Here is a 21,913-nt window from a genome sequence, read left to right as displayed (position 1 = left end):
TTTGCTTATATGGATACGATACGATCATTCGAGCAGGAGGCTCTGGAGTGTCTCACGGCGCTCTACGAGCCCTCGGAAGCACGGGAGATAGCCCGCCAACTCCTCGAGGAGGTACGAGGCTGTACCCGCACGCAGCTACTGCTCTTGAGCAAAGATACGCTTTTATCACCCGCAGAGTGCGCCCGTCTGGATCGCATGCTACACGACCTCTCCGCTGGTACTCCCCTACAATATGTATTAGGCTATACTTACTTCGCGGGGCATCGCCTCATGGTCGCCCTTGGGGTACTCATCCCACGCCCTGAGACGGAGGAGCTGGTCGAGCTGATCTTACAGCACCCCGAGAGCCGAGCTTCGCAGCGCTTGCTCGACGTCGGTACGGGGAGTGGCTGTATCGCCTATGCCCTCACAGCCGCCCTTCCCGAGGTGAGGCAAAGCGTAGCGCTCGAAGTATCCAGCGAAGCTGCACCGATCGCCGAAGCCAACTTCGAAGCTCTGCGCAAGGCCACGGGTCGCGAAGTCTATCTGTGGAAGCACGACCTCTTTGCGCTCCTTGAGGAACAGACACCCCCGACGCCTCCACTCGATCTCATCGTAAGTAATCCGCCCTACATCCACCCCGAGGAAGCCGAAGAGATGACACCTCAGGTCCTGCTTCACGAGCCGCACTTAGCCCTCTTCGCTCCCGAAGCCTCCCCCATCGCCTACTATATTGCCTTGGCAGAGCTGGTAGCTCAAGGCTATCTCCGCTCGGGAGGGAATCTGTGGGTCGAGCTAAATCCGCTCTACGCTACGGCGACAGAGGAAACGATGCTCGAGCGTATCGGGAGGCAGCACGCCAAGACCAAGCTCATCCACGACCTGAGTGGGAAGGTTCGCTTCCTTCACCTCACCTATTGCCCCGCCTAATGATCCAGAAGAAGAAAAAGGAGCTTACTCCCGAAGAAGCCTTCTCACGCCTCGCCTCCTACTGCGCCTACGCTGAGCATTCCGCCCAAGAGGTGCGCAAGAAGTGTCGAGGCTGGGAGATCTCCGACGAGGTATGCGATGCCCTCATCGAGCGCTTGGAGCAAGAGGGCTACCTGAACGAGGAGCGCTTTGCCCGAGCCTTCGTGCGAGATAAGTACCGCTTTAACGGCTGGGGGCCGCTTCGCCTGCAGGCCGAGCTCCGCCGTCATCGCATCCCTTCGCGCCTCATCGACGCCGCTATCGAGGAGCTTGAGGAGGAAGAGATGCAGAGCGAAGACCAACTCACCGCCCTCTTGGAGCGTAAGTACCGCTCCCTCCCCGCTGGGCTTGAGCCACGCAAGATCTATGACCGTCTCACTCGCTTCGCCCTCTATCGGGGCTATCCCTATGAGGATGTGCGCGAGGCGATCAGCGAACTCCTCTCCGATGAGCTGGGCGACGACTAAGCGCATCGGCGCTTTCCTTACCGACCTCATCTTCCCCCGCACCTGCGCCATCTGTCGGGTGCGTCTCGGGGAGCGGGAGCACTGCGTCTGCATGGAGTGCGCCACGAAGCTCCCCCGCCATGCCCCCACCTTCGTGCATGCAGAGGAGCGTCTTCTTGGCTCGCCCCTGATCCGAAGCCTCTCCGCCCCCTTCATCTACCAGCATGCCAATCCCACCTACGACCTCATCATCGCCCTCAAGTACCGAGGCTATGGTGAGGTCGCGGACTTTGTCGTGCGCACCGCCATCACCGAAGGGCAACTTGTACCCCAGCCAGGCGACATCGACCTCATCCTCCCCGTCCCGATCGAAGGTACGCGCCTCGAAGCCCGTGGCTACAATCAAGCCGCCCTCCTCGGCGAAGCCCTCGCACGGCACTACGGCGTCCCCTGCTCGGAAGGCTACCTCCTACGCCATCGGGGCAGTCACTCACAGACGGCGCTGGACCGAGACGCACGCCGTGAGAATGCTCAAGCGGCCTTCTATCTCACTGACAAGACGGAGCGCCTTCAGGAGCTACGGGGCAAGCGTATCCTACTCGTCGATGATCTGGTGACGACGGGCTCCACACTCCTTGCGCTCACCGATCTCTTGGAGCAGTGTGGCGTCAGCGAAGTCCACGTCTTCGTCGCCGCCGTCGCCACCCGCTAAAAACGAACCAGTACTGCTCACCGATCCAACCAGTACTGGTCCGACTTCGAAGTAGTACTGGTCACATAGGGCAACCAGTACTGGTCGCGCTGGTGAGCAGTACTGGTTCATTTTCCATCCCGCGCTCCCCCTTATATCCCTTCATAGATAAGCACTTCCCACAGCACTAAAAAGACAGCCCCCAGACGGTATAAAAGTCCCGCGCCCACCTCAGCATACAGAGGTGGGCGCGGGACTTCTTTTCGCTTAAGCTTGCGGAGTAAGCCGCGGGGCTATTCGGCGATGGTCTTCGTCAGATAGAGGTAGACGGGATAGTGATCACTATAGCCCCCCTGGAAGCGACCCGAGGAGAAGGTGCGGAAGGGATAGCCCTTGAAGTGCCCCGTCTTCTGCGTGAGGAAGTCCGCATTGAAGATATAGCCGTAGTTCCCCGTAGCCTTGTCCTGCTGGAGGTGCAGGCGATCAGCGGGCCCGCCGATGAGGTTGGGCGTGACAACGAGGTTGTCAAAGAGATTCCACACGTCACGATAAGCGAGCGTGCCACGACCCGAAGAGTAAAGGGCAGCCATGGGGTTGAAGAGGTCGGTAGGTGCCAGATCTTCTGTCGAAGTCTTCGAGCGCAAGCCGTTGACGACGCTGGGAGAGGTGGGGTCGTCGTTGAAGTCCCCCATGAGGATGACCTTATTATTAGGGTCTGCCGCGAGGAGGGAGTCCGTGACCGAGCGCATGACTTCGGCTGCGTACAGACGACGCTTGAGTGAGACCTGCTCGCCACCGACGCGCGAAGGCCAGTGAGCCACGAGGAACGATACGGGTTCGCCAAGCAAGAGGCCATTGACCTCGAGGACGTCACGCGTCTTGATATGCTCCTCCCCCTTGAGGATAACGGGGTGTGGGTGTGCAGCGGTGAACTGATAGTAGCTGGGACGATAGAAGAGTGCGCAGTCGATACCGCGCTTGTCGGGAGAGTCAAAGTGCACGATCTCGTAGCCGGAGTTCGCCAGCTCGGGTTCCTTCAGGAGGTCTTCGAGTACGCCTCTATTCTCGATCTCACAGACCCCGAGGATATCAGGTCCTCGCTTCGAGCCGATCTGGCTGATAGCGTAGGCCATGTTGTGAAGCTTCTGCTTGTACTTGTCGGGCGTCCACTGGTTCTTCCCATCGGGCAGGAAGTCGGCATCGTTGTTCTCCCCGTCGATGGTGTCGAAGAGGTTCTCCAGATTGTAGAAGGCTACCGTGAGGCGCACCTGCTTCTGAGCTTGGAGGGAGCAAAGCGCGAGGAGAAGGACGAGGGTGAGAGCGGAGATTTTCCTTAGCATAAGCTTGTCGTTTAAGAGGCTATCCGAGATAGATTATGTAATTTAGTCGTGCAAATGTAACAAATCTTGCGCGCTACTTCGTATCTCAGCTTCGAAGATAGGGAGGAAGCTCCAGCACGGATAAACGGCTTACACCTCATAATGACAGGAGTTCCGAAGACGGAGCGGGAGGTCTGTACGATCCGCGGAGTGCATGCAAGCGTCATCGATATAATGCGACCGCATGAATAAACTTATTACCGTACTCGCCTGCACCTTGACATTCGCAAGTGTAGGCCTCGGACAGACTACGGGCGAACCTCTGGTCATCGACAGCCAGAGCGGCAAGCCCGTCGCTAAGGTCCACGTCAGCATCTACGGCCCCGTGGCGAAGAAGATGCTCCTCGGGCAAGACGCCCGAAGTGTCCTGGCGCTCCTCCCCAAGGGACGATATACACTGACCTTCTCCGCTGAAGGCTACGAGACCAAGCAGATCGAGCTGGTCAAGCAGGAGAACGAAGCTTCGGGCCTCAAGCAACTCAAGCTCGTCGCACTCCGTGAAGGCGGGAATGGTCGCTACGATGACCTCATCGTCAGCGAAGAGGACGGCAACGAAGCCGCCGGCATGCAAGACCGCGTCACCCTACTCACCTCCTCACGCGACCCCTTCCTCAGCGCTTCGGGCTACGTCTTCAGCACGGCTCGCTTCCGCAACCGTGGCTACGACTCCCAGTACAATGAGCAGATGCTCAACGGCATCGGGATGAACGACCTCAACAGCGGCTACTCAGCTTGGTCGCTCTGGGGCGGTCTCAACGACGTCACCCGCCAGCAGGAGACCTCGCAGTCCTTCGAGCCCATCGTCTCGGGCTTTGGTGCCGTCGGCGTGACTAACAACGTGACGACACGCCCCTCAATGTTTGGCGCGCAGCATCGCCTCACCTACTCGAATAGCAACCGCACCTATAGCAACCGCTTCGCCTATACCTATGCCTCGGGAGAGCGCAAGGACGGCTGGAGCTTCGCTGCCAGCGTCGCCCGCCGTATCGGCAATGGGCAGTACTCCTACGTCCGTGGGCAGTACTACGATGCCTGGAGCTACTTCCTCGGCGTAGAGAAGAAGCTCGACGAGATGAATAGCCTTAGCCTCATCGCCCTCGGTGCTCCTACGCGCCGTGGTGTAGCCAGCGCTACCACTCAGGAGGTATATGACCTCGTCGGCTCGAACTTCTACAATCCCAACATCGGGCGTCAGGGCGGTAAGTGGCGCAATGCTCGTGAGCGCCGCAACCACGAGCCTATCGTCCAGCTCTCGCACTACTTCAGCAATCTGGAGAAGACGCTCAATATCAACACCACCTTCAGCTACCGCTTCGGGAAGAATGCCTATTCATCGCTGAACTGGTACAACGCTCCCGACCCACGTGCGGACTACTACCGCTACCTCCCCTCCTACTTCACGCGTATGGCTGACCCCAACAGTCAGGATGGCGATGCTGCAGCGATCTATGAGGAGCTGTGGAAGTCTGATCCCAACGTCCGCTATATCAATTGGGACCGCCTCTATGAGGTGAACCGCGGGAACCTCACTACGGTGAAGGATGCCTCTGGCCGTACCCTCGCTACGGGGCGTAAGGCACTCTATATGATCGAAGACCGCCACACTGACCAGCGTGAATTCGCTTGGGCGACCTCTGCCAACTGGCTCCCCAAGAGCTGGCTTGAAATCACGGGTGGAGCGAACTTCCGCCACAACCGCACGGCGAACTATGCCGAGGTAGGTGACCTCCTCGGTGCGGACTTCGTCTATGACATCGATAAGTTCGCTGAGCGTGACTTCGGTGGCGACGCGACGAAGAGTCAGGTAGACCTCCTGCACCCCGACCGCATCGTCCAGAAGGGCGACCGCTTCAGCTACGACTACACCGCGCAGAGCTACCGCTATCAGATGTGGGCCAATGCGACCTACCACCTCACGCGCCTCGATGCCTATACGGGTATCTCCTATACCCACACGGGGATGCAGCGCGAAGGTCATCAGAAGCGCGGGCTCTTCCCCGACAACTCCTATGGGCTGTCGGACCGCGTGAAGTTCAACGACCTCGGGGTGAAGGCTGGGGCTACCTACAAGCTCAATGGGCACCACTACCTGCAGTCGAACGTAGCATACCTCGAGCAGGCACCCACCTTCCAGAATCTCTTCATCTCGCCTCGTACACGCGATAGCTATATCGAGGATCCCAAGAGCGAGAAGATCTTCTCGGCAGAAGCCTCCTACCTCGTACGCCTTCCCTGGCTGCGCGGACGTGTGACGGCCTTCTACACGCACATCGCAGATCACACCCGCTCGATGAGCTTCTATGATGATAGCCGAGCTTCGTTCTCGAACTACATCATCACCGGCATCGCCACCCGCCACCTCGGGGCAGAAGCTGGCTTCGAAGTGAAGATCAGCCCCACGCTGACGGCCAACGCTGCACTTGCCCTCGGCCAGTATCAGTATGCCAACAACCCCAGCTACATCCAGAGCATCGATAACTCCAACGAGATCGTCGACCGTGACCGCATCAACTGGAAGGGGCTGAACGTGAGCGGTACGCCTCAGACGGCTGCTACCCTCGGGCTGACGTACTACTCTCCTTGGTACGCAAACTTCGGGATCAACGCGAACTACTTCGGGCGCAACTTCGTCTCGATGTCGCCTGTCATCCGCACCGACCGCGGGCGCACCTCGCTTGACTACAACTATATTCTCCCCGAGCAGCTGCGTGATGGCTTCACGGTAGACCTCTTCGCGAGCTACTCCTGGCGCATCACCTATGGCACGTACCTGCGCTTCAACCTCTCGGTAAGCAACGTGCTGAACAACCGCAGTCTGCCCAATGGCGGCTACGAACAGCTCCGTATCCGCACAATCCGTGCTACCGATGGAACGCAGCAGCTCTATCGCCCCTTCGATACGAAGCTCTCTTATGTCTACGGGACGACGTTCTTCTTCAATACCACCCTCCAGTTCTAACTCCCTACACGCATAGATCCTATGAATCGTCACGCTATATATGCACTCACCCTCTCGATGCTCATCGGGATAGGGGCTACGAGCTGCACGAAGTACAACGAAGTCGATCCTCCCCGTACCGACCAGAAGAGTACGGACGAGCTCCCTCTGCCCACACACACCATTAGCCAGCTCAAGGCACTCTACAAGCGTGGTGGTACGCTCATCGACAAGCCCATCGTCATCTCTGCGGTCATCGCCTCGGACGACAGCGAGGGGAACCTCTACAAGTCCTGCTACATCGAGGATGAGACGGGCGGTATGGAGCTTAAGTTCGCCCTCGGCAACCTCAGCTCTGTCTACCCCCAGGGTACGCGTGTACGCCTTCTCTGCCAGGGTCTGCAGCTCGGCGACTACGCTGGACAGATCAATATCGGATATACCTCCAAGGATGAGAAGTATGAGACAGCCTTCTACCCAGAGCTCCTCGTGCACCGCGTCCTCCTCAAGGAAGGTCACACCGATATCAAGCCCCACGAGCTCACCATCGCGACGCTGAATAAGAAGTACGCAGGTACGCTTGTCAGTCTCAAGGATGTACAGTTCCTCGCCTCCGAGCTGGGTCAGACCTATGCAGATCCACAGGGCAAGGACAAGAACCGCAATGTGAACCGCACGCTCGTAGACCGCTCTGGCGCACAGCTCATCGTCCGCACGAGCAGCTATGCGAAGTTCGCTGGTCGCACCGTCCCCTCGGGCTCGGGTACGATCACTGCTATCCTCACCTACTTCCGTGACACCCCTCAGCTCCTCATCCTGCGTGAGCAAGATGTCCAGCTCACGGGCGCACGCTTCTAATCACTCCCCTACAGCACTCACCATCTCAACAAATACGATTGACTGATGACAACAAGTAAGATCACGCGCTGGACGCTCCTCTTAGCCTCCTGTGCTACCCTGTCCCTCGCCTCGTGTAAGGACAACGATGACGCCTACGAGCGCCCATCGATCTCGGTCACCCAGCTGACGAAGGACAGCAACGGCAATACCCTCATCGGCAAGGACGAGAGCACCGCCACGCTGCACATCCGCACCAACCGCTCTTGGACGGCTACCACCGCCCTCGACTGGCTGAGCATCAGCCCCGAGTCAGGGGACGCTGGCGAACGTGACGTCACGATCAAGATCCTCAAGAACGCCTCGGGTGCTACCCGCCAAGGCCAATTCGCCTTCAAGGCTGGCAACGAGACCCTCTACTATACCATCACGCAGGCTGGCGACGGCTCTGCAGTCATCACCCCAGGTAAGGATCAGCCTACTCCTAACCTGCCCTCGAACCCCACTACAGTAGACGGCGCAGCACTCGCCGCCTTCATCGCGAAGTACGACAAGGGTCAGAGCGTCACGGTAGACGAAGAGACGACCTTCAAGGCCGTCCTCCTCTCCGACATCACGGCGAACAATATGACCAGCCTCAAGAACATCGTCGTGCAGGCTGGCGAAGTCGGCATCACGCTTCGTCTGAATGCCAACGCCTCTAAGGACTGGCGTCCCGGTGCCGTCTTCACCATCAAGACTAAGGGCACGAAGGTCGGTCGCTACCAGGATGGCTCACTGCAGATCGACTATACGGGTCTGAATGATGCTGCCTCTATGGTGACTCCCACAGGCGAAGTAGCGACGATTACTCCTAAGGCCGTCACCTTCGCAGACATCTATGCTGGCAAGTACGACAACATCCTCGTAGCTGTCGATGGCGCTCAGTTCAAGACTCCTGGCAAGGAGCTCAACCCCAACAAGCCTGCTCAGGGCAAGACCTCTGCAGGGAGCTACTTCAATGCGCTCACGGACTGCGCTACGCAGGTCACGGCTGGTGTATCCGATCTCTCGGTAGCTATCTCCTACTACTCGACCTTCAAGACGACGATCGCATCCGACAAGAACGGCCGCATCGTCGGTATCATCCAGCGCTCGGTGACGACAAACAAGAACTCTGGTCAGAGCACCAAGCACTACAACCTCTGGCCTCGTACGGCTGATGACCTCGCTGGTCTGACGGCTGAGCGCTGCACGGAGGGCACGGCTCCTACGCCTACCCCTTCGCCCGATCCCACTCCTACTCCTACTCCTACTCCTACTCCTACGCCCACTCCTACGCCCACACCTACCCCTCCAGCTACCTCTGGCGATCTGATCATCTCCGCCTACATCGAAGGCTTCGACTTCGAGAAGTACATCCAGATCTCCAACCCCACGGATCAAGAGATTGACCTCAGTGCTTACACGCTCCTCGTGAAGAACTTTGGGACTAAGAATAAGCCTGCAACTGGAGAGTATGCTGAGAGCCGCATCGCTCTCACGGGTAAGCTCGCAGCTGGTGCTTCTCTCGTCCTGCGCCACGAGCAGGCGAAAGTCTATACCGAAGGCACGGTCGCAGACTTCAGCTTCAATGGCAATGACCCCGTGGCTCTGCTGAAGGGCACGGCGACCATCGACCAGATCGGTAATGGTATGGAGACGGCTTGGATCGACAGCGACAAGAAGTTCGCTGGTGCCGACATCGTCCTCCACCGTATCGCATCCGTCAAGGCTCCTTCTGCGACCTTCTCCGCGGACCAGTGGGAGCGCGTCGCCATCACGAAGGAGAATCAGGAAGCTACCATCAAGTCTTACCTCGGTAAGCGATAGTCCTTCCTCTCTATGCAGAAGACGATTAAATCTCTTCGGATAAAGACCATCCTCATGGGGCTCGGCCTCATGGGGATGGCTTTCTCCAGCTGTACCACCGAGCGTGGTGACCACCCCGTCCGCACCTCCGACCGCCTCCAGCTCTCCCTCCCAGGCTCTTCGACCGACAAGATCAAGAGCGTACCCAAGGAAGGCTCGAACTTCTACATCAAGCTCCGTGCGGCCTCCGACTGGAAGCTCACCGTCACGCCCGAGGATGCGTCCTCATGGATCGAGCTCGAGCGTAGCAAGGGGGATGGCACGTCCAGCACCTCTATCTCCGTCTCGGTAAGTCAGAATCTCGGCGCCTCTCGCTCAGCACAGATCATCGCCACCTCGGCGGGCGTTCGTGACACCCTCATCATCAGCCAGCAGGGTACGGGTGAGGAGACTCCGACACCTTCGCCCACACCCTCCCCTACGGGTGAGTACATACTCGGTGATGCGACGATGCTCGAGGTACCCGCACTCCATGGTGGTAGTCAGAACTACTTCGTCACGCACCGCGCTGGTGGTATCGTGAACTACTCCCTCGAGTACGACACCGACAAGCGTCACCCACGCTTCGTCTGCTTCACCTTCGACAACACGAACTCAGCCCAAGCGGTCAAGCGTAGCGATGCCTGGCAATGGGATCCCTATGTCCCCAAGCAGTTCTCCACAGAGAACCTCTTCCGAGGGAGTGGATACGACCGTGGTCATATGGTAGCTTCCTCTGACCGCCTGTTCAGTGCCGAGGCGAATAGACAGACCTTCTACTACACGAATATGAGTCCTCAGCTCGGTGACCTCAACCAGAAGTTCTGGTCAGACCTCGAGCAGAAGGTACAGGCATGGGGTCGTAACTCCCAGCTCCGTGACGTCCTCTACGTCGCCAAGGGCGGGACGATCCGTGATGATCAGGTCGAGAGCAAGAAGGTCCGTGGCGTCATCGTCGTGCCTAAGTACTACTGGATGGCCCTCGTACTGAAGAAGGGCTCTACCTACCACGGCATCGGCTTCTTGGTCGAGCACCGCTTCTATGCAGCGAAGACCGCCATTCGTAGCGTCGCGCTCTCTATCGACGAGCTGGAGACCAAGCTCGGGATGGATCTCTTCCACAACTTCCCCGATGACATCGAGCAGCAGTTCGAGGCAGAATCCCCCGCTACGCCTGCTACGCTCAGCTACTGGCCTGGACTCTAAGGCAAGCCATTAGCCCCATTCCCTACCGGCACCCGCCGACTGCACTGCGGTCGGCGGGTGTTGCTTTTTATACGAAGGGGAACGTGTAGCTTGGTGCAGGAGGCGTAGCAAGCACTATTGGTTTGTGAGCAATCCTATATTAGGTTGTTGCTCTGCGTAGGGATAAAAGTTGTGGACGAGTGGCAGATAAGTTTGGGCTACGTGCGTGGCTCTAATATCTACGTACGTGGATATTTGGATTTGCGTGCCTGGTCTTTAAGACTACGTGCATAGATAGAAGAATACCACTGCGGAAAGGCACTTTTTCTCCATGAGAATAGCACTTTTCCCTCCGCTGGATAAGAGGAATACCCGCGATGAGGCGAAGGGCTTGCGTATCTCTTGGGAGGGGCATATCGGGGAGCTGGGCGTACGATGCCTTAGCTGAATAACTGCTCAACTGTCTCATATTGGTTTGTAAGCAGTCCTATATTGGTTCGTGCGCGGACCAATATAGGTTCATACTATCGACCAATATAGGTTCGCTCGCAGACCAATATTGGTTCACCCACCGACCAATATAGGTCGACACCACCCCCTCTATGATATCGTAGAAAAGCCCACTATTAAAGGGCTTGTCAAAGCCCGCTCTTGGCGGTATCAAGAAAAGGCCTACCTTTGTCCGTAGAGCAACTCAAAGGGGTGCTGGCGTAGGACACAAGTCCACGCTGTGCTGAGATTATACCCGAAGACCTGATCCAGATAATGCTGGCGTAGGCAGAGAGTGGAGGCGATATCCCGCCGCTCATCCTCTAAGATCTTCCGTTACTCGCGCTGTGATTGAGCCCGTCGGCTCGTCATAGTTCCCCAGAGAGTGTCTGCCCCTTTGTGGTAGTAGGCTCGCTGGAGGTGTGTCGTCACTTCGCACTTCCTCATCACACCATGACGATAGAGTTACTTACGATGAAGATCCTGATCAACGGAGCTCCCACCACGCTCCCCCATGTATGCACGATCCCCGAAGCCCTTGCCTTCGCAGCGATCGACCTACCACCTCGCTCGGCTATTGCCGTCAATGAGCGCTTGGTACCCCGCACAGCCTTAGCCACCTACCAGCTCGAGGAGGGCGACACCCTCCTCCTCATCCGACCGACCTTCGGAGGCTAAGCCCTACCCTTTCCACGACACACACATTCCCCTACTATTATGAAGATCAAAGATGTCCTTACTCACGGCCCACTCATCGGCTCGGAGAAGATCTATGTACCTGGCCAGCTCTTCCCCGAGCTGCGCGTCGGCATGCGCCGCATCGCCCTCTCCGACACCTACAATGAGGATGGGAGCCGTACCCCCAATGCCCCTGTCGTCGTCTACGATACAGGCGGCCCGTACACCGACAGCGCCTATCGGGTAGACCTCGAGGCGGGCTTACCACGCCTACGCGAGCCGTGGATCGACCGCCGAGACGATACGACCCGTAGCGAAGAGCTCGGCAGTGAATACACCCGCTCACGACTCCAGCAGCGCGCCCTTGACGGCCTGCGCTACCGTCATATCTCCCTCCACCCACGAGTAGCGAAGGAGCACTGTATCACCCAGCGCTACTATGCCAGCCAAGGCATCATCACCGAGGAGATGGAGTACGTGGCGATACGTGAGAACCAGCTCATCGACGAGGCCAAGGAGCGTCACGCCATGGCGGGTGACCCGCTGGGCGCAGAGATCCCCCCATACGTGACCCCAGAATTTGTCCGTGAAGAGATCGCCCGAGGGCGCGCCATCATCCCAGCCAACATCAATCACCCTGAGCTCGAACCCATGATCATCGGGCGCAACTTCCTCTGTAAGGTCAATGCCAATATCGGCAACTCCGCCGTCACCAGCAGTATCGCTGAGGAGGTGGAGAAGGCCGTATGGGCTACCCGCTGGGGCGCCGACACCGTGATGGATCTCTCCACCGGGCGTCACATCCACGAGACGCGCGAGTGGATCATCCGCAATAGCCCCGTACCCATCGGTACCGTCCCCCTCTACCAAGCACTGGAGAAGGTCCACGGCAAGACCTACGACCTCAGCTGGGAGATCTATCGCGATACCCTCATCGAGCAGGCGGAGCAGGGTGTCGACTACTTCACCATCCATGCAGGGCTACGTAAGGAGCACATCCCGCTGACCCTCAAGCGCCTTACGGGTATCGTCAGCCGTGGCGGTGCGATCATGGCGGGCTGGTGCACCGAGCACGATGAGGAGAGCTTCCTCTACACCCACTTTGAAGAGATCTGTCAGATAGCTGCCCGCTACGATGTCTCCCTCTCCCTCGGCGATGGCCTGCGTCCAGGCTGCATCCATGACGCCAACGATGCGGCACAGATGGCAGAGCTGAAGACTCTCGGCGAACTCAATCGCATCGCTGCTCGCTACCACGTGCAGGTGATGATCGAGGGCCCTGGGCATATCCCTATGCACCTCATCCCCGAGAATATGACGCGCGAACTCCTCGACTGCGATGAAGCCCCCTTCTACACCCTCGGCCCGCTGGTCTCCGATATCGGTGCTGGCTACGACCACATCACGGGGGCTATCGGTGCCTCGATCATCGGGCATCAGGGTACCGCCATGCTCTGCTACGTCACGCAGAAGGAGCACCTCGGCCTCCCCGAGCGCAATGACGTCCGTGAGGGAGTCGTGACCTATAAGCTCGCTGCCCATGCCGCAGACCTGGCGAAGGGACACCCGACGGCTTACCTGCGTGACTATGCGATGAGTAAAGCGCGATTTGAATTCCGCTGGAGAGACCAGTTCCATCTGGCACTCGACCCCGAGCGTGCTCAGGAGTTCCACGATGAGACCCTCCCCGATGAGGAGCACAAGGAGAAGCACTTCTGCTCAATGTGTGGTGAGCACTTCTGCTCGATGCGTGCGAACCGCTCCTTCCGTCAGGCACTGCAGTCACGCTCTGCTGTCCCCTCCGAAGGGCTTGCACTCAGCACCGAAGCCCCATGTAGTCACCATAGATAGCCCTTATGCTACCCCAGCAGATCATCGCCATCACACCGCCCTCGCTCGGTGATACAGGCGAAGCCCTGCGCATCGCTCACCTCCTCCGTCTCGGCGTCGGGCGCGTACATATACGCAAGCCCGACGCCATGGTAGAGGAGCTTGAGGCACTCATCCGCTCCATCCCTCGTGAGCTACGCAGTCGCTGCGTCCTCTCACACCACATCGAGCTGGTGAGACACTGGGGGCTCGGCGGTGTGCACCTCTCCGTAGCCGACTGGAGTGCACTCCGTGAGCGCCCGACGGAGGCCCTTCGCCCCGAGCAGATCGTCGGTGTCAGTTGCCACAGTGTAGAGGAACTGGAGCGCCTACCCTTCCGTCCTGACTACGCCTATGTGAGCCCCGTCGCAGCGAGCATCAGTAAGCCTGACTATGGGAATGATAGCCCTTGGACGCCCGAGCTGAGGCGAGCCGTCACGGCACGCTTCCCCTTCTCTCTCATTGCTCTGGGCGGTGTCGGAGAGGCGAATGCCCAAGGCTTTATCAAAGAGGGCTTCGCTGGTGTCGCGCTCTTAGGGTACTTCGCAAGTCAGCAGCTCCATAAGCTCACCGAGCGGGTGCAGAAGTTATGCACCCCGACACTCCTCCTCTGCGGGGGCATCGACCCGACGGCAGAGGCAGGGCTCACAGCGGATATGCAGCATGCCGCACGCTTAGGAGTACGCGCCTATAGTATCGTGACGGCACTCACCTGCCAGGATGCCGTGACCTTCACCCGCCTCACAGCAGTCGCTGACACAGACCTCATCGAGGCAGTACGTGCTCTTCGTAGGCAGTCGCCCCCGCAGGTAGCTAAGATCGGGCTCATCGCTTCGCTCCACCAGCTACGCCTCCTCGTCCGTGAGATACGCACGCTCTTCCCAGCTTGTCGCATCGTCTGGGATCCGATACTACGCACCAGCTCGGGCGCAGACCTCCTCCCCGATGCCAGGCGTGAAAGCCTCCTTGAGGTGGCAGAGCTGGTAGACGTCATCCTCCCCAATCACTACGAGTCCCGCCAGCTCTTCGGGGAGAGCATACCAGGCAAATGGGCAGAGCGTACTGCGACCGCTGTCATCGCGAAGTCTGCTTTTTGCACGGAGGAGGATGTCACCGACAGGGCCTACCTTCCTGATGGTCGGCTCATCGAGAGCACCGCACCCCGCCTCGGAGAAGACCGCCATGGCACGGGCTGCCTCTATGCTACGACGCTGTGCGCTGCCTTAGCTCGGGGCGAAGACTACCAAGAGGCACTCCACGCAGCCCAGCGTGCGACGATGCACTACCGCCTTGGGCGAGGGCTGGAAGTACCCGTAAGACGACTGCCACTAGGCCGACGGATGTTCGTCACGCACGCTACCACCACAGCGGAGACCCTCGAGCAGACCGACCTCATCCTTCGTCAGGGCTTAGCGGATATCGTGGAGCTACGCATGAAGGACACCCCGTGGGAGACCTTCCTCGATACCGCACGCGAAGCCTTAGCGCTCTGTCATGCCTACGGCGTCCCCCTACTCATCAATGACCGAGTAGACATCGCGCTCCTCACGGGTGCCGATGGCGTACATCTCGGACAGAGAGATATGCCCCCAACGGAGGCCCGACGTCTCTTAGGTGAGCACGCCCTCATTGGTCTGACGTGCAACAGCGCCGAAGACCTCGCCACGGCACGCACGCTCCCCATCGACTACGTGGGCATCGGCCCCTTCCGCTTCACCTCGACAAAGAAGAAGCTCGCCCCCATCTTGGGACTTGAGGGCTATCGTGCTCTCCAGCTCCACGCCTTCCCCCTCCCTGCTTATGCCATCGGCAGCGTATCCCCCGAGGATATCCCCGCCCTCTACGCCCTCGGACTCTACGGCGTCGCCATGAGTAGCAGCCTCATCCATACCGCCCGCCTCGCTGCGGACGACCGACCTTAATACACCTGACAACTATGCTTACCATAGCAGACAAGACCTTCCATTCGCGACTCTTCCTCGGTACGGGGAAGTTCGCCTCCCCCGCCCTCATGGCTCGTGCTGTCGAAGCCTCGGGGACCGAACTCGTCACCCTCGCTCTCAAGCGTGTCGAGCTCCAGCATGCCGACAGCGATGACCTCGTAGCTCCCCTCGACAGCCCTCACATCCAGCTCCTCCCCAATACCAGCGGGGCGAAGACCGCCGAAGAAGCCATCCTCGCCGCAGAGCTGGGACGCGAAGCCCTTGAGACGAACTGGCTCAAGCTCGAGGTGCACCCCGACCCTCGCTACCTGATGCCCGACCCCATCGAGACGCTACGCGCCGCCGAGGAGCTGGTGAAGCGAGGCTTCATCGTCCTACCCTATGTGCAGGCAGACCCCGTACTCTGCAAGCGTCTCGAGGAGGTAGGCTGCGCCACCGTTATGCCCCTGGCAGCACCTATCGGCACGAATCGCGGGCTGGACACCCGTGCCCTCCTACGTATCATCATCGCTGAGAGCACCATCCCCGTCGTCATCGATGCGGGCATAGGTAGCCCGAGCCACGCCGCCGAATGTATGGAGATGGGTGCTGATGCTGTACTTGTCAATACGGCTATCGCCACAGCACAAGATCCCGTAGCTATGGCACGTGCCTTCCGTCTCGGGGTCGAAGCAGGTCGTATGGCCTATGACGCTAAGCTCGCCCCACAGAGTCACGAAGCGGTAGCCTCCTCACCCCTCACCGCCTTCCTCTTCACTCCCGAGCCATGACCACCGACACGACGGCCTATGATGTGCTACGGGCCTATGACTTCGACACCCTTCAGAGGGAGATTTACAGCAAGACGATAGCGGACGTCCAGCGCGCCCTCGCTGCACCGCACCGCACGATAGCGGACTTTATGGCACTCGTCTCACCTGCTGCCGTTCCCCTCCTCGAGGAAATGGCACACGAGGCGCACCGCCTCACCGTAGAGCGCTTCGGTCATACGATCCAGCTCTATATCCCGCTCTACCTATCTAATGTATGCTCCAATAGCTGCGTCTACTGCGGATTCAGCGTGGAGAACAAGATCCGACGACGCCAGCTGACGCTCTCCGAGATCGACCGTGAGGTAGAGGCCATCAAGGCCTTGGGCTTCCGCCACCTCCTGCTCGTCAGTGGCGAAGACCTTCGTGCCAGCTCATGGAAGTACTACCTGCAGGTCGTCGAGCATATCCGCCCGCACTTCGCCCAGCTCAGCCTCGAGGTCCAGCCCCTCACGACCGAGCAATATACCGCCCTCCACGAGGCGGGGGTAGACTATGTCTGCGTCTATCAGGAGACCTACCACGAGGCACACTACCCCAGCTACCACCCCCGAGGGAAGAAGGCCGACTACCGCTACCGTCTTGAGACCCCCGACCGCATCGCCCAAGCAGGTATCGAGAAGATTGGGCTCGGTGCCCTCTTAGGGCTCGAGGACTGGCGCACCGATAGCACCTTCACCGCCCTGCATCTCTGCTACCTCCGTCAGCGCTACCGCCAGACCCGCTACTCTATCTCCCTACCTCGTCTTCGCCCCGCAGTGGGGGCTTATGAGCCCTCCTCACCCATTGACGACCTCGGCATCACGCAGCTCATCTTGGCCTTCCGTCTCCTTGATCCGCATGTGGAGATCTCCCTCTCGACGCGTGAGTCAGCCTCCTTCCGTGATCACGTTCTTCCCTTGGGTATCACGAGTATGAGTGCTGGGAGCCACACCGAGCCCGGGGGCTATGCGGAGAGCAGCGAAGATCTGGAGCAGTTCGTCATTAACGACAGCCGTACTCCCGCGGAGTTCGCCGCCCACCTGCGTAGTGCAGGCTATGAGCCGGTATGGAAGGACTGGGATAGTTGGCTCTGACCTCCCAGCCCATTAAAAGCACGACCCCAAGCAATGGACACGACTGAGATAGACAACCTCAAGACCCGCTACGCCCGACAGATGAGCCTCCCCGAAGTCGGGGAAGAGGGGCAGATGCGCCTTATTGAGAAGCGGGTAGCCATCATCGGAGCAGGAGGGCTGGGCTCAGCTCTCCTGCCCCTCCTTGTGGGAGCGGGGGTCGGGCATCTCACACTATGCGATGACGATAGTATCTCAGTGAGCAACCTCCCCCGTCAGACGCTCTACACCACGCACGAGGTAGGTAGGAGCAAGGCGCAGTGCGCTGCCGAGCGACTCCGCGCAGCCAATCCCCACTGCGACATCACGGCCTACAGTGAGCGCCTCACCGAGGCGAATGCCACCCGCCTCATCGGGGAGGTCGAGCTTCTCATTGACGCTACCGACAACGAAGCGACACGCCTCCTCCTCGATCACTATGCCTCAGAGCACCATATCCCGTGGCTCTATGCCTCGCTCGAGGGGTGGTGCGGACAGCTGGCACTCTTCCTCCCCGACTCACCCTCACGCTACCGAGACCTCTTCCCCGAGGGAGATAAGGGAGACGCCCCAAGCCCCACGCAAGCCCCCTTCCCCGTGATGGCGACCACTCCCGCCGTCATCGGCTCTATCGCCGCCACCGAAGCTCTCAAGTTCCTGCTGGGCCTTCCCTCTCCCCTCACCGAAGGCCTTCTCCTCATAGATAGCCTTCTGCTCTCCTTCCAGCTCATCCGCCGCTAAGCTACCTATCGATCTGAAAGGCAGCAAGCACCACAAAGGGACAGAGCGACTTAGCCCGCTATCTACATGCGTCTATGCAAGCAGATAGCAGGCTTCAATAGTACCCTCGATTTTGAACCAGTACTGGTCACTCAATCGAGCAGTACTGGTCGGGCTTCGGACCAGTACTGGTACACACCACCAAGCAGTACTGGTCAACTCAGCGACCAGTACTGGTTCATTTTACCCCCACTATGAATAGCTTGGAGCTTCCCTTCTATAAGGGCTGTCATTTATGAGAACCTTTGTGAGCTTGGACGAGAATACGCTACCTAAAAATTCGGCACACACTACTTTGTATCTAATAATTATGTAGCTTTGTGGCTGATAGTAGATCATATTATTTCCTTGTGATACAAAAGTGAATTCATGAGGTATCTGGAAGAACACCGACACACCCTCGGCTTTGACAAGCGAATGCGATAGCTATCTCCCCGCCTTTGGTTGCGGACGATAGCTCCCTTTGTCATGGCTCTACATTATATAATATAGCGTCACTGTTCCCCACCTCGGGGACAGCAAGCAATGAGCGATCCCCCCCAGCCGTAGGCAGTGAGGTGGTCGCTCGTCTCTTTTTACCATGGGATACAGACAAGCATAAATTATTCAAACACCTATACAATTGATTGAACGAATGAGGAAAAGTACATTACTCCTCCTCACCCTGCTCCTGGGGTTCCTGCCTGCGCTCGCGCAGCAGGTGGTGACGGGCACCGTCGTCACCGCCCCCGACAACGAGGCCGCCATCGGAGCCTCGATCATCGTCAAGGAACATAGCAAGGTGGGGACAACCGTGGGGCTGGATGGCAGCTTCAAGATCACGGTACCCGCAGGCTCTAAGACCCTGCGCATCTCCTACATTGGTTACCTCACCCAAGAGGTGCCTATCAAGGACAAGATGAAGATCACACTCGAGCCCTCAGAGAAGACGCTAGATAAGGTCGTCGTCACGGGACTCACCAAGGTAGACAAGCGCCTCTTCACGGGAGCCTCCGCTAAGCTCGGCGGCGACAAAGCCAAGCTCGACGGGGTACCCGATGCAGCCCGCGCCCTCGAAGGTCGCGCCGCAGGGGTCTCGGTACAGAATGTCTCAGGGACCTTCGGTACAGCTCCTAAGATCCGCGTGCGTGGGGCGACCTCTATCTACGGGAGCTCCAAGCCCCTCTGGGTCGTCGACGGTGTCATCATAGAAGATGTATCTAATGTAGGTGCTGACGACCTCGCTTCGGGGAATCCTGAGACGCTCATCAGCTCTGCTATCGCGGGTCTCAATGCCGACGACATCGAGAGCTTCCAGGTGCTGAAGGACGGCTCGGCCACCTCTATCTATGGTGCACGCGCTATGGCGGGCGTCATCGTCGTGACGACGAAGAAGGGGAAGCAAGGTCAGGCCAACTTCAACTATACGGGTGAGTTCACCAGCCGCCTCATTCCATCCTACCGCGACTTCGACATCCTCAACTCGCAGCAGCAGATGAGTATCTACCGCGAGCTACGCGATAAGGGATGGCTGAACTTCGCCGAGGTCCTCAATGGCAGTGACTACGGGATCTATGGTAAGATGTATGAGCTGATCAACACGTACAATCCCAAGACCCGCACCTTCCTGCTCGACAATACGACGAAGGCCGAGAACGCGTATCTCCAGCAGGCTGAGCGACGCAATACAAACTGGTTCAAGGAGCTCTTCTCTCCCTCCATCATGCAGACCCACTCAGTGAGCATGAGCGGTGGTACGAGCAAGTCGAACTACTATGCCTCTGCCTCCGCCCTCATCGATCCAGGATGGTACAAGCAGAGTCAGGTCAAGCGATATACCGCTAACCTCAACGTCACGCACCACCTTCTGAAGAGCCTCTCGCTGAATGTCATCGGGGGTGCTTCCTATCGTAATCAGCGTGCGCCTGGTACGCTCGGTCAGGATGTAGACGTCGTAGGTGGTGAGGTCAAGCGCGACTTCGACATCAACCCCTACTCCTACGCTACGAATACCTCGCGTGTCCTCGACCCACGAGAGTACTACACGGCGAACTACGCCCCGTTCAATATCTTCAACGAGCTGGAGAATAACTACATCGACCTGGATGTACTCGATGCAAAGTTCCAAGCTGAGCTGCGCTTCAAGCCTATCCGAGGTCTGGAGCTGACCCTCCTCGGGGCCTTCAAGCATACGGCTGCCTCACAGCAGCACAATGTGCGTGACAACTCAAACCAAGCACTGGCCTACCGCGCCATGCCAAACAGCGTCATCAGAGAGTCCAACAAGTACCTCTACCGTGACCCTGATCGTCCCTACGATCTCCCCAGCACTGTCCTGCCTAATGGCGGCTTCATGCACAAGGGTGAGAACCGCATGAGCAACTACGACTTCCGCGCTACGGCGAACTATAACCGTACCTTCGGAGTCCACACGCTCAACCTCTTCGGCGGTCTTGAGACGACCAATATCCAGCGCAACCGCACCGCCTTCACGGGCTGGGGGCTTCAGTACGCCGCTGGAGAGACGCCCTTCTACCCCTACCAGTACTTCAAGAAGCAGGTAGAGGACGGCAATAGCTACTACAACCTCAACAACACGAACTATCGTACGGTAGCCTTCTACAGCAATGCGACCTACTCCTATAAGGGGCGCTATGTCATCAACGGCACCTACCGCTACGAAGGCTCGAATCAGCTCGGGCGTAGCAGCAATGCTCGCTGGATGTCTACGTGGAACGTCTCTGGCGCATGGAACATGCACGAGGAAGACTTCTTCCAGAAGCTCAAGCCTCTGAGCCACCTCACGCTCCGTCTCTCCTATAGCCTCACGGGGACACCTCCTGACCCCTCCTATAGCAGCTCGACGACGATCCTCAAGTCGTACATCCCCTTCCGCCTCTTCGCCGAAGACCAAGAGCCTGGGATCGGTATTGAGCAGCTGGGGAATGCTGACCTGACCTACGAAAAGAAGAACGAGCTCAACGCTGGCTTCGACGCAGGGCTCTTCGATGATCGCCTCAGCCTCTCCTTCGATGCCTACACCCGTCGTAACTTCGATGAAATGGGGCCTATGATCACGCAGGGTATCGGTGGTACGATCATCCGTCCTGCCAACGTCGCAGAGATGATGTCCAGTGGTCTTGAGCTCAGCATCACCTCGCAGAACATCAAGACAAAGGACTTCAACTGGACGACAAGCTTCATCTACTCCTACACGCACTCGGAGATCACGAAGCTCTACAACCAAGGGCGTATGATCGACCTTGTCAGTGGGAACGGCTTCGCTAAGAAGGGCTACCCTGCACGTGCGCTCTTCTCTATCCCCTTCGTCGGCCTCAATAACCAAGGTCTCCCCCAGCTCATCAACGAGAAGGGTGAGGTGACGACCGACAACATCAACTTCCAGGAGCGTAACCACACCGAGTACCTCAAGTACGAAGGTCCTACCGACCCCACCCACACGGGCTCACTCGGCAATACGCTCTCCTACAAGGGTCTCCATCTCAACGTATTCCTCACCTATGCCTTCGGCAATGTCGTCCGACTTGATCCTAAGTTCAAGGCTTACTACGGGGATATGGCCTCGATGACGCATGCCTTCATCAACCGCTGGCAGGCTGCTGGCGAGGAGGCTCGTACGGACATCCCCACCATCCTGAGCCGTCGTCAGTATGCTACCAACAATAATCTGCGCTACGCCTACAACGGCTACAACTACTCTACGGCGCGTATCGCCAAGGGCGACTTCATCCGCCTCAAGGAGATCTCCCTCGCCTACGACCTGCCCACAAGACTGATCAAGCGTACGCCTCTGCGTAGCGCTTCGGTCAAGGTACAGGCTACGAACCTCTTCCTCCTGTATGCAGACAAGAAGCTCAATGGCCAAGACCCAGAGTTCTTCAACATCGGTGGGGTAGCTTCGCCTACGCCCCGACAGTTCACTCTCACCCTGAAGCTTGGACTCTAACGCATCGACACC

Annotated in this window: 15 protein-coding genes; 14 read left to right on the top strand and 1 reads right to left on the bottom strand. The window is 58.5% G+C overall.

Annotation, left to right across the window (positions count from 1 at the left end; translation table 11 throughout):
• The first annotated feature begins 9 nt into the window (after positions 1 to 9).
• Genes KO088_RS00855 through KO088_RS00845 form a run of 3 tightly spaced genes read left to right on the top strand, consistent with a single transcriptional unit; the run spans position 10 to position 2,106 of the window.
• On the top strand, positions 10 to 909 hold the full coding sequence (locus KO088_RS00855; RefSeq protein WP_215492931.1) for a N5-glutamine methyltransferase family protein: 900 nt from the start codon (positions 10 to 12) through the stop codon (positions 907 to 909).
• Positions 909 to 1,415, top strand: a complete 507-nt coding sequence (locus tag KO088_RS00850; protein WP_215492930.1) for a regulatory protein RecX — start codon at positions 909 to 911, stop codon at positions 1,413 to 1,415. The genes KO088_RS00855 and KO088_RS00850 overlap by 1 nt, the downstream gene beginning before the upstream one ends.
• The gene (locus KO088_RS00845; protein WP_215492929.1) at positions 1,396 to 2,106 is read left to right on the top strand and encodes a ComF family protein; all 711 of its coding nucleotides are present in this window, start codon (positions 1,396 to 1,398) and stop codon (positions 2,104 to 2,106) included. Before KO088_RS00850 ends, KO088_RS00845 begins: the two co-directional genes overlap by 20 nt.
• A 272-nt stretch (positions 2,107 to 2,378) precedes the next feature.
• Here the strand turns inward: KO088_RS00845 and KO088_RS00840 are convergent, their stop codons facing one another.
• Entirely contained in the window at positions 2,379 to 3,425 is a 1,047-nt protein-coding gene (locus KO088_RS00840) for an endonuclease/exonuclease/phosphatase family protein (RefSeq protein ID WP_215492928.1), read from the bottom strand.
• 223 nt (positions 3,426 to 3,648) lie between these two features.
• Here KO088_RS00840 and KO088_RS00835 point away from each other — a divergent pair, with 223 nt between their 5' ends.
• From KO088_RS00835 to KO088_RS00785, 11 genes are all read left to right on the top strand, one after another.
• Positions 3,649 to 6,423, top strand: a complete 2,775-nt coding sequence (locus tag KO088_RS00835) for a TonB-dependent receptor (protein WP_215492927.1) — start codon at positions 3,649 to 3,651, stop codon at positions 6,421 to 6,423.
• Between the two features lie 21 nt (positions 6,424 to 6,444).
• On the top strand, positions 6,445 to 7,260 hold the full coding sequence (locus KO088_RS00830) for a DUF5689 domain-containing protein (RefSeq protein WP_215492926.1): 816 nt from the start codon (positions 6,445 to 6,447) through the stop codon (positions 7,258 to 7,260).
• A 45-nt stretch (positions 7,261 to 7,305) separates the two neighbouring features.
• Positions 7,306 to 9,090, top strand: coding sequence for a DUF5689 domain-containing protein (locus KO088_RS00825; protein ID WP_215492925.1), 1,785 nt, complete (start codon positions 7,306 to 7,308; stop codon positions 9,088 to 9,090).
• A 12-nt stretch (positions 9,091 to 9,102) separates the two neighbouring features.
• Positions 9,103 to 10,314 carry a DNA/RNA non-specific endonuclease gene (locus KO088_RS00820; RefSeq protein ID WP_215492922.1) on the top strand — a complete coding sequence of 404 codons (1,212 nt, stop codon included), beginning with the start codon at positions 9,103 to 9,105 and terminating at the stop codon, positions 10,312 to 10,314.
• A gap of 921 nt (positions 10,315 to 11,235) precedes the next feature.
• Positions 11,236 to 11,460, top strand: coding sequence for a sulfur carrier protein ThiS (thiS, locus tag KO088_RS00815; RefSeq protein ID WP_044114215.1), 225 nt, complete (start codon positions 11,236 to 11,238; stop codon positions 11,458 to 11,460).
• A gap of 39 nt (positions 11,461 to 11,499) precedes the next feature.
• Entirely contained in the window at positions 11,500 to 13,311 is a 1,812-nt protein-coding gene (thiC, locus tag KO088_RS00810; protein ID WP_215492920.1) for a phosphomethylpyrimidine synthase ThiC, read from the top strand.
• A 5-nt stretch (positions 13,312 to 13,316) separates the two neighbouring features.
• The gene (gene thiE / locus KO088_RS00805) at positions 13,317 to 15,251 is read left to right on the top strand and encodes a thiamine phosphate synthase (protein WP_215492918.1); all 1,935 of its coding nucleotides are present in this window, start codon (positions 13,317 to 13,319) and stop codon (positions 15,249 to 15,251) included.
• 14 nt (positions 15,252 to 15,265) lie between these two features.
• Positions 15,266 to 16,042 carry a thiazole synthase gene (locus KO088_RS00800; RefSeq protein WP_215492916.1) on the top strand — a complete coding sequence of 259 codons (777 nt, stop codon included), beginning with the start codon at positions 15,266 to 15,268 and terminating at the stop codon, positions 16,040 to 16,042.
• Positions 16,039 to 17,157, top strand: a complete 1,119-nt coding sequence (gene thiH, locus KO088_RS00795; RefSeq protein ID WP_215492914.1) for a 2-iminoacetate synthase ThiH — start codon at positions 16,039 to 16,041, stop codon at positions 17,155 to 17,157. Before KO088_RS00800 ends, thiH begins: the two co-directional genes overlap by 4 nt.
• A 33-nt stretch (positions 17,158 to 17,190) precedes the next feature.
• The gene (locus KO088_RS00790; protein WP_215492912.1) at positions 17,191 to 17,916 is read left to right on the top strand and encodes a HesA/MoeB/ThiF family protein; all 726 of its coding nucleotides are present in this window, start codon (positions 17,191 to 17,193) and stop codon (positions 17,914 to 17,916) included.
• A gap of 673 nt (positions 17,917 to 18,589) precedes the next feature.
• Positions 18,590 to 21,901 (top strand): SusC/RagA family TonB-linked outer membrane protein, encoded by a 3,312-nt coding sequence (locus tag KO088_RS00785; protein WP_215492911.1) that lies wholly within the window; start codon positions 18,590 to 18,592, stop codon positions 21,899 to 21,901.
• Positions 21,902 to 21,913: the final 12 nt, after the last annotated feature.

Source organism: Porphyromonas bobii, from assembly GCF_943169685.1.
GTDB classification, from domain to species: domain Bacteria; phylum Bacteroidota; class Bacteroidia; order Bacteroidales; family Porphyromonadaceae; genus Porphyromonas; species Porphyromonas pasteri.
Note: the sequence above shows the minus strand (reverse complement) of the source record. Positions and strands in the feature narration are given on the sequence as shown.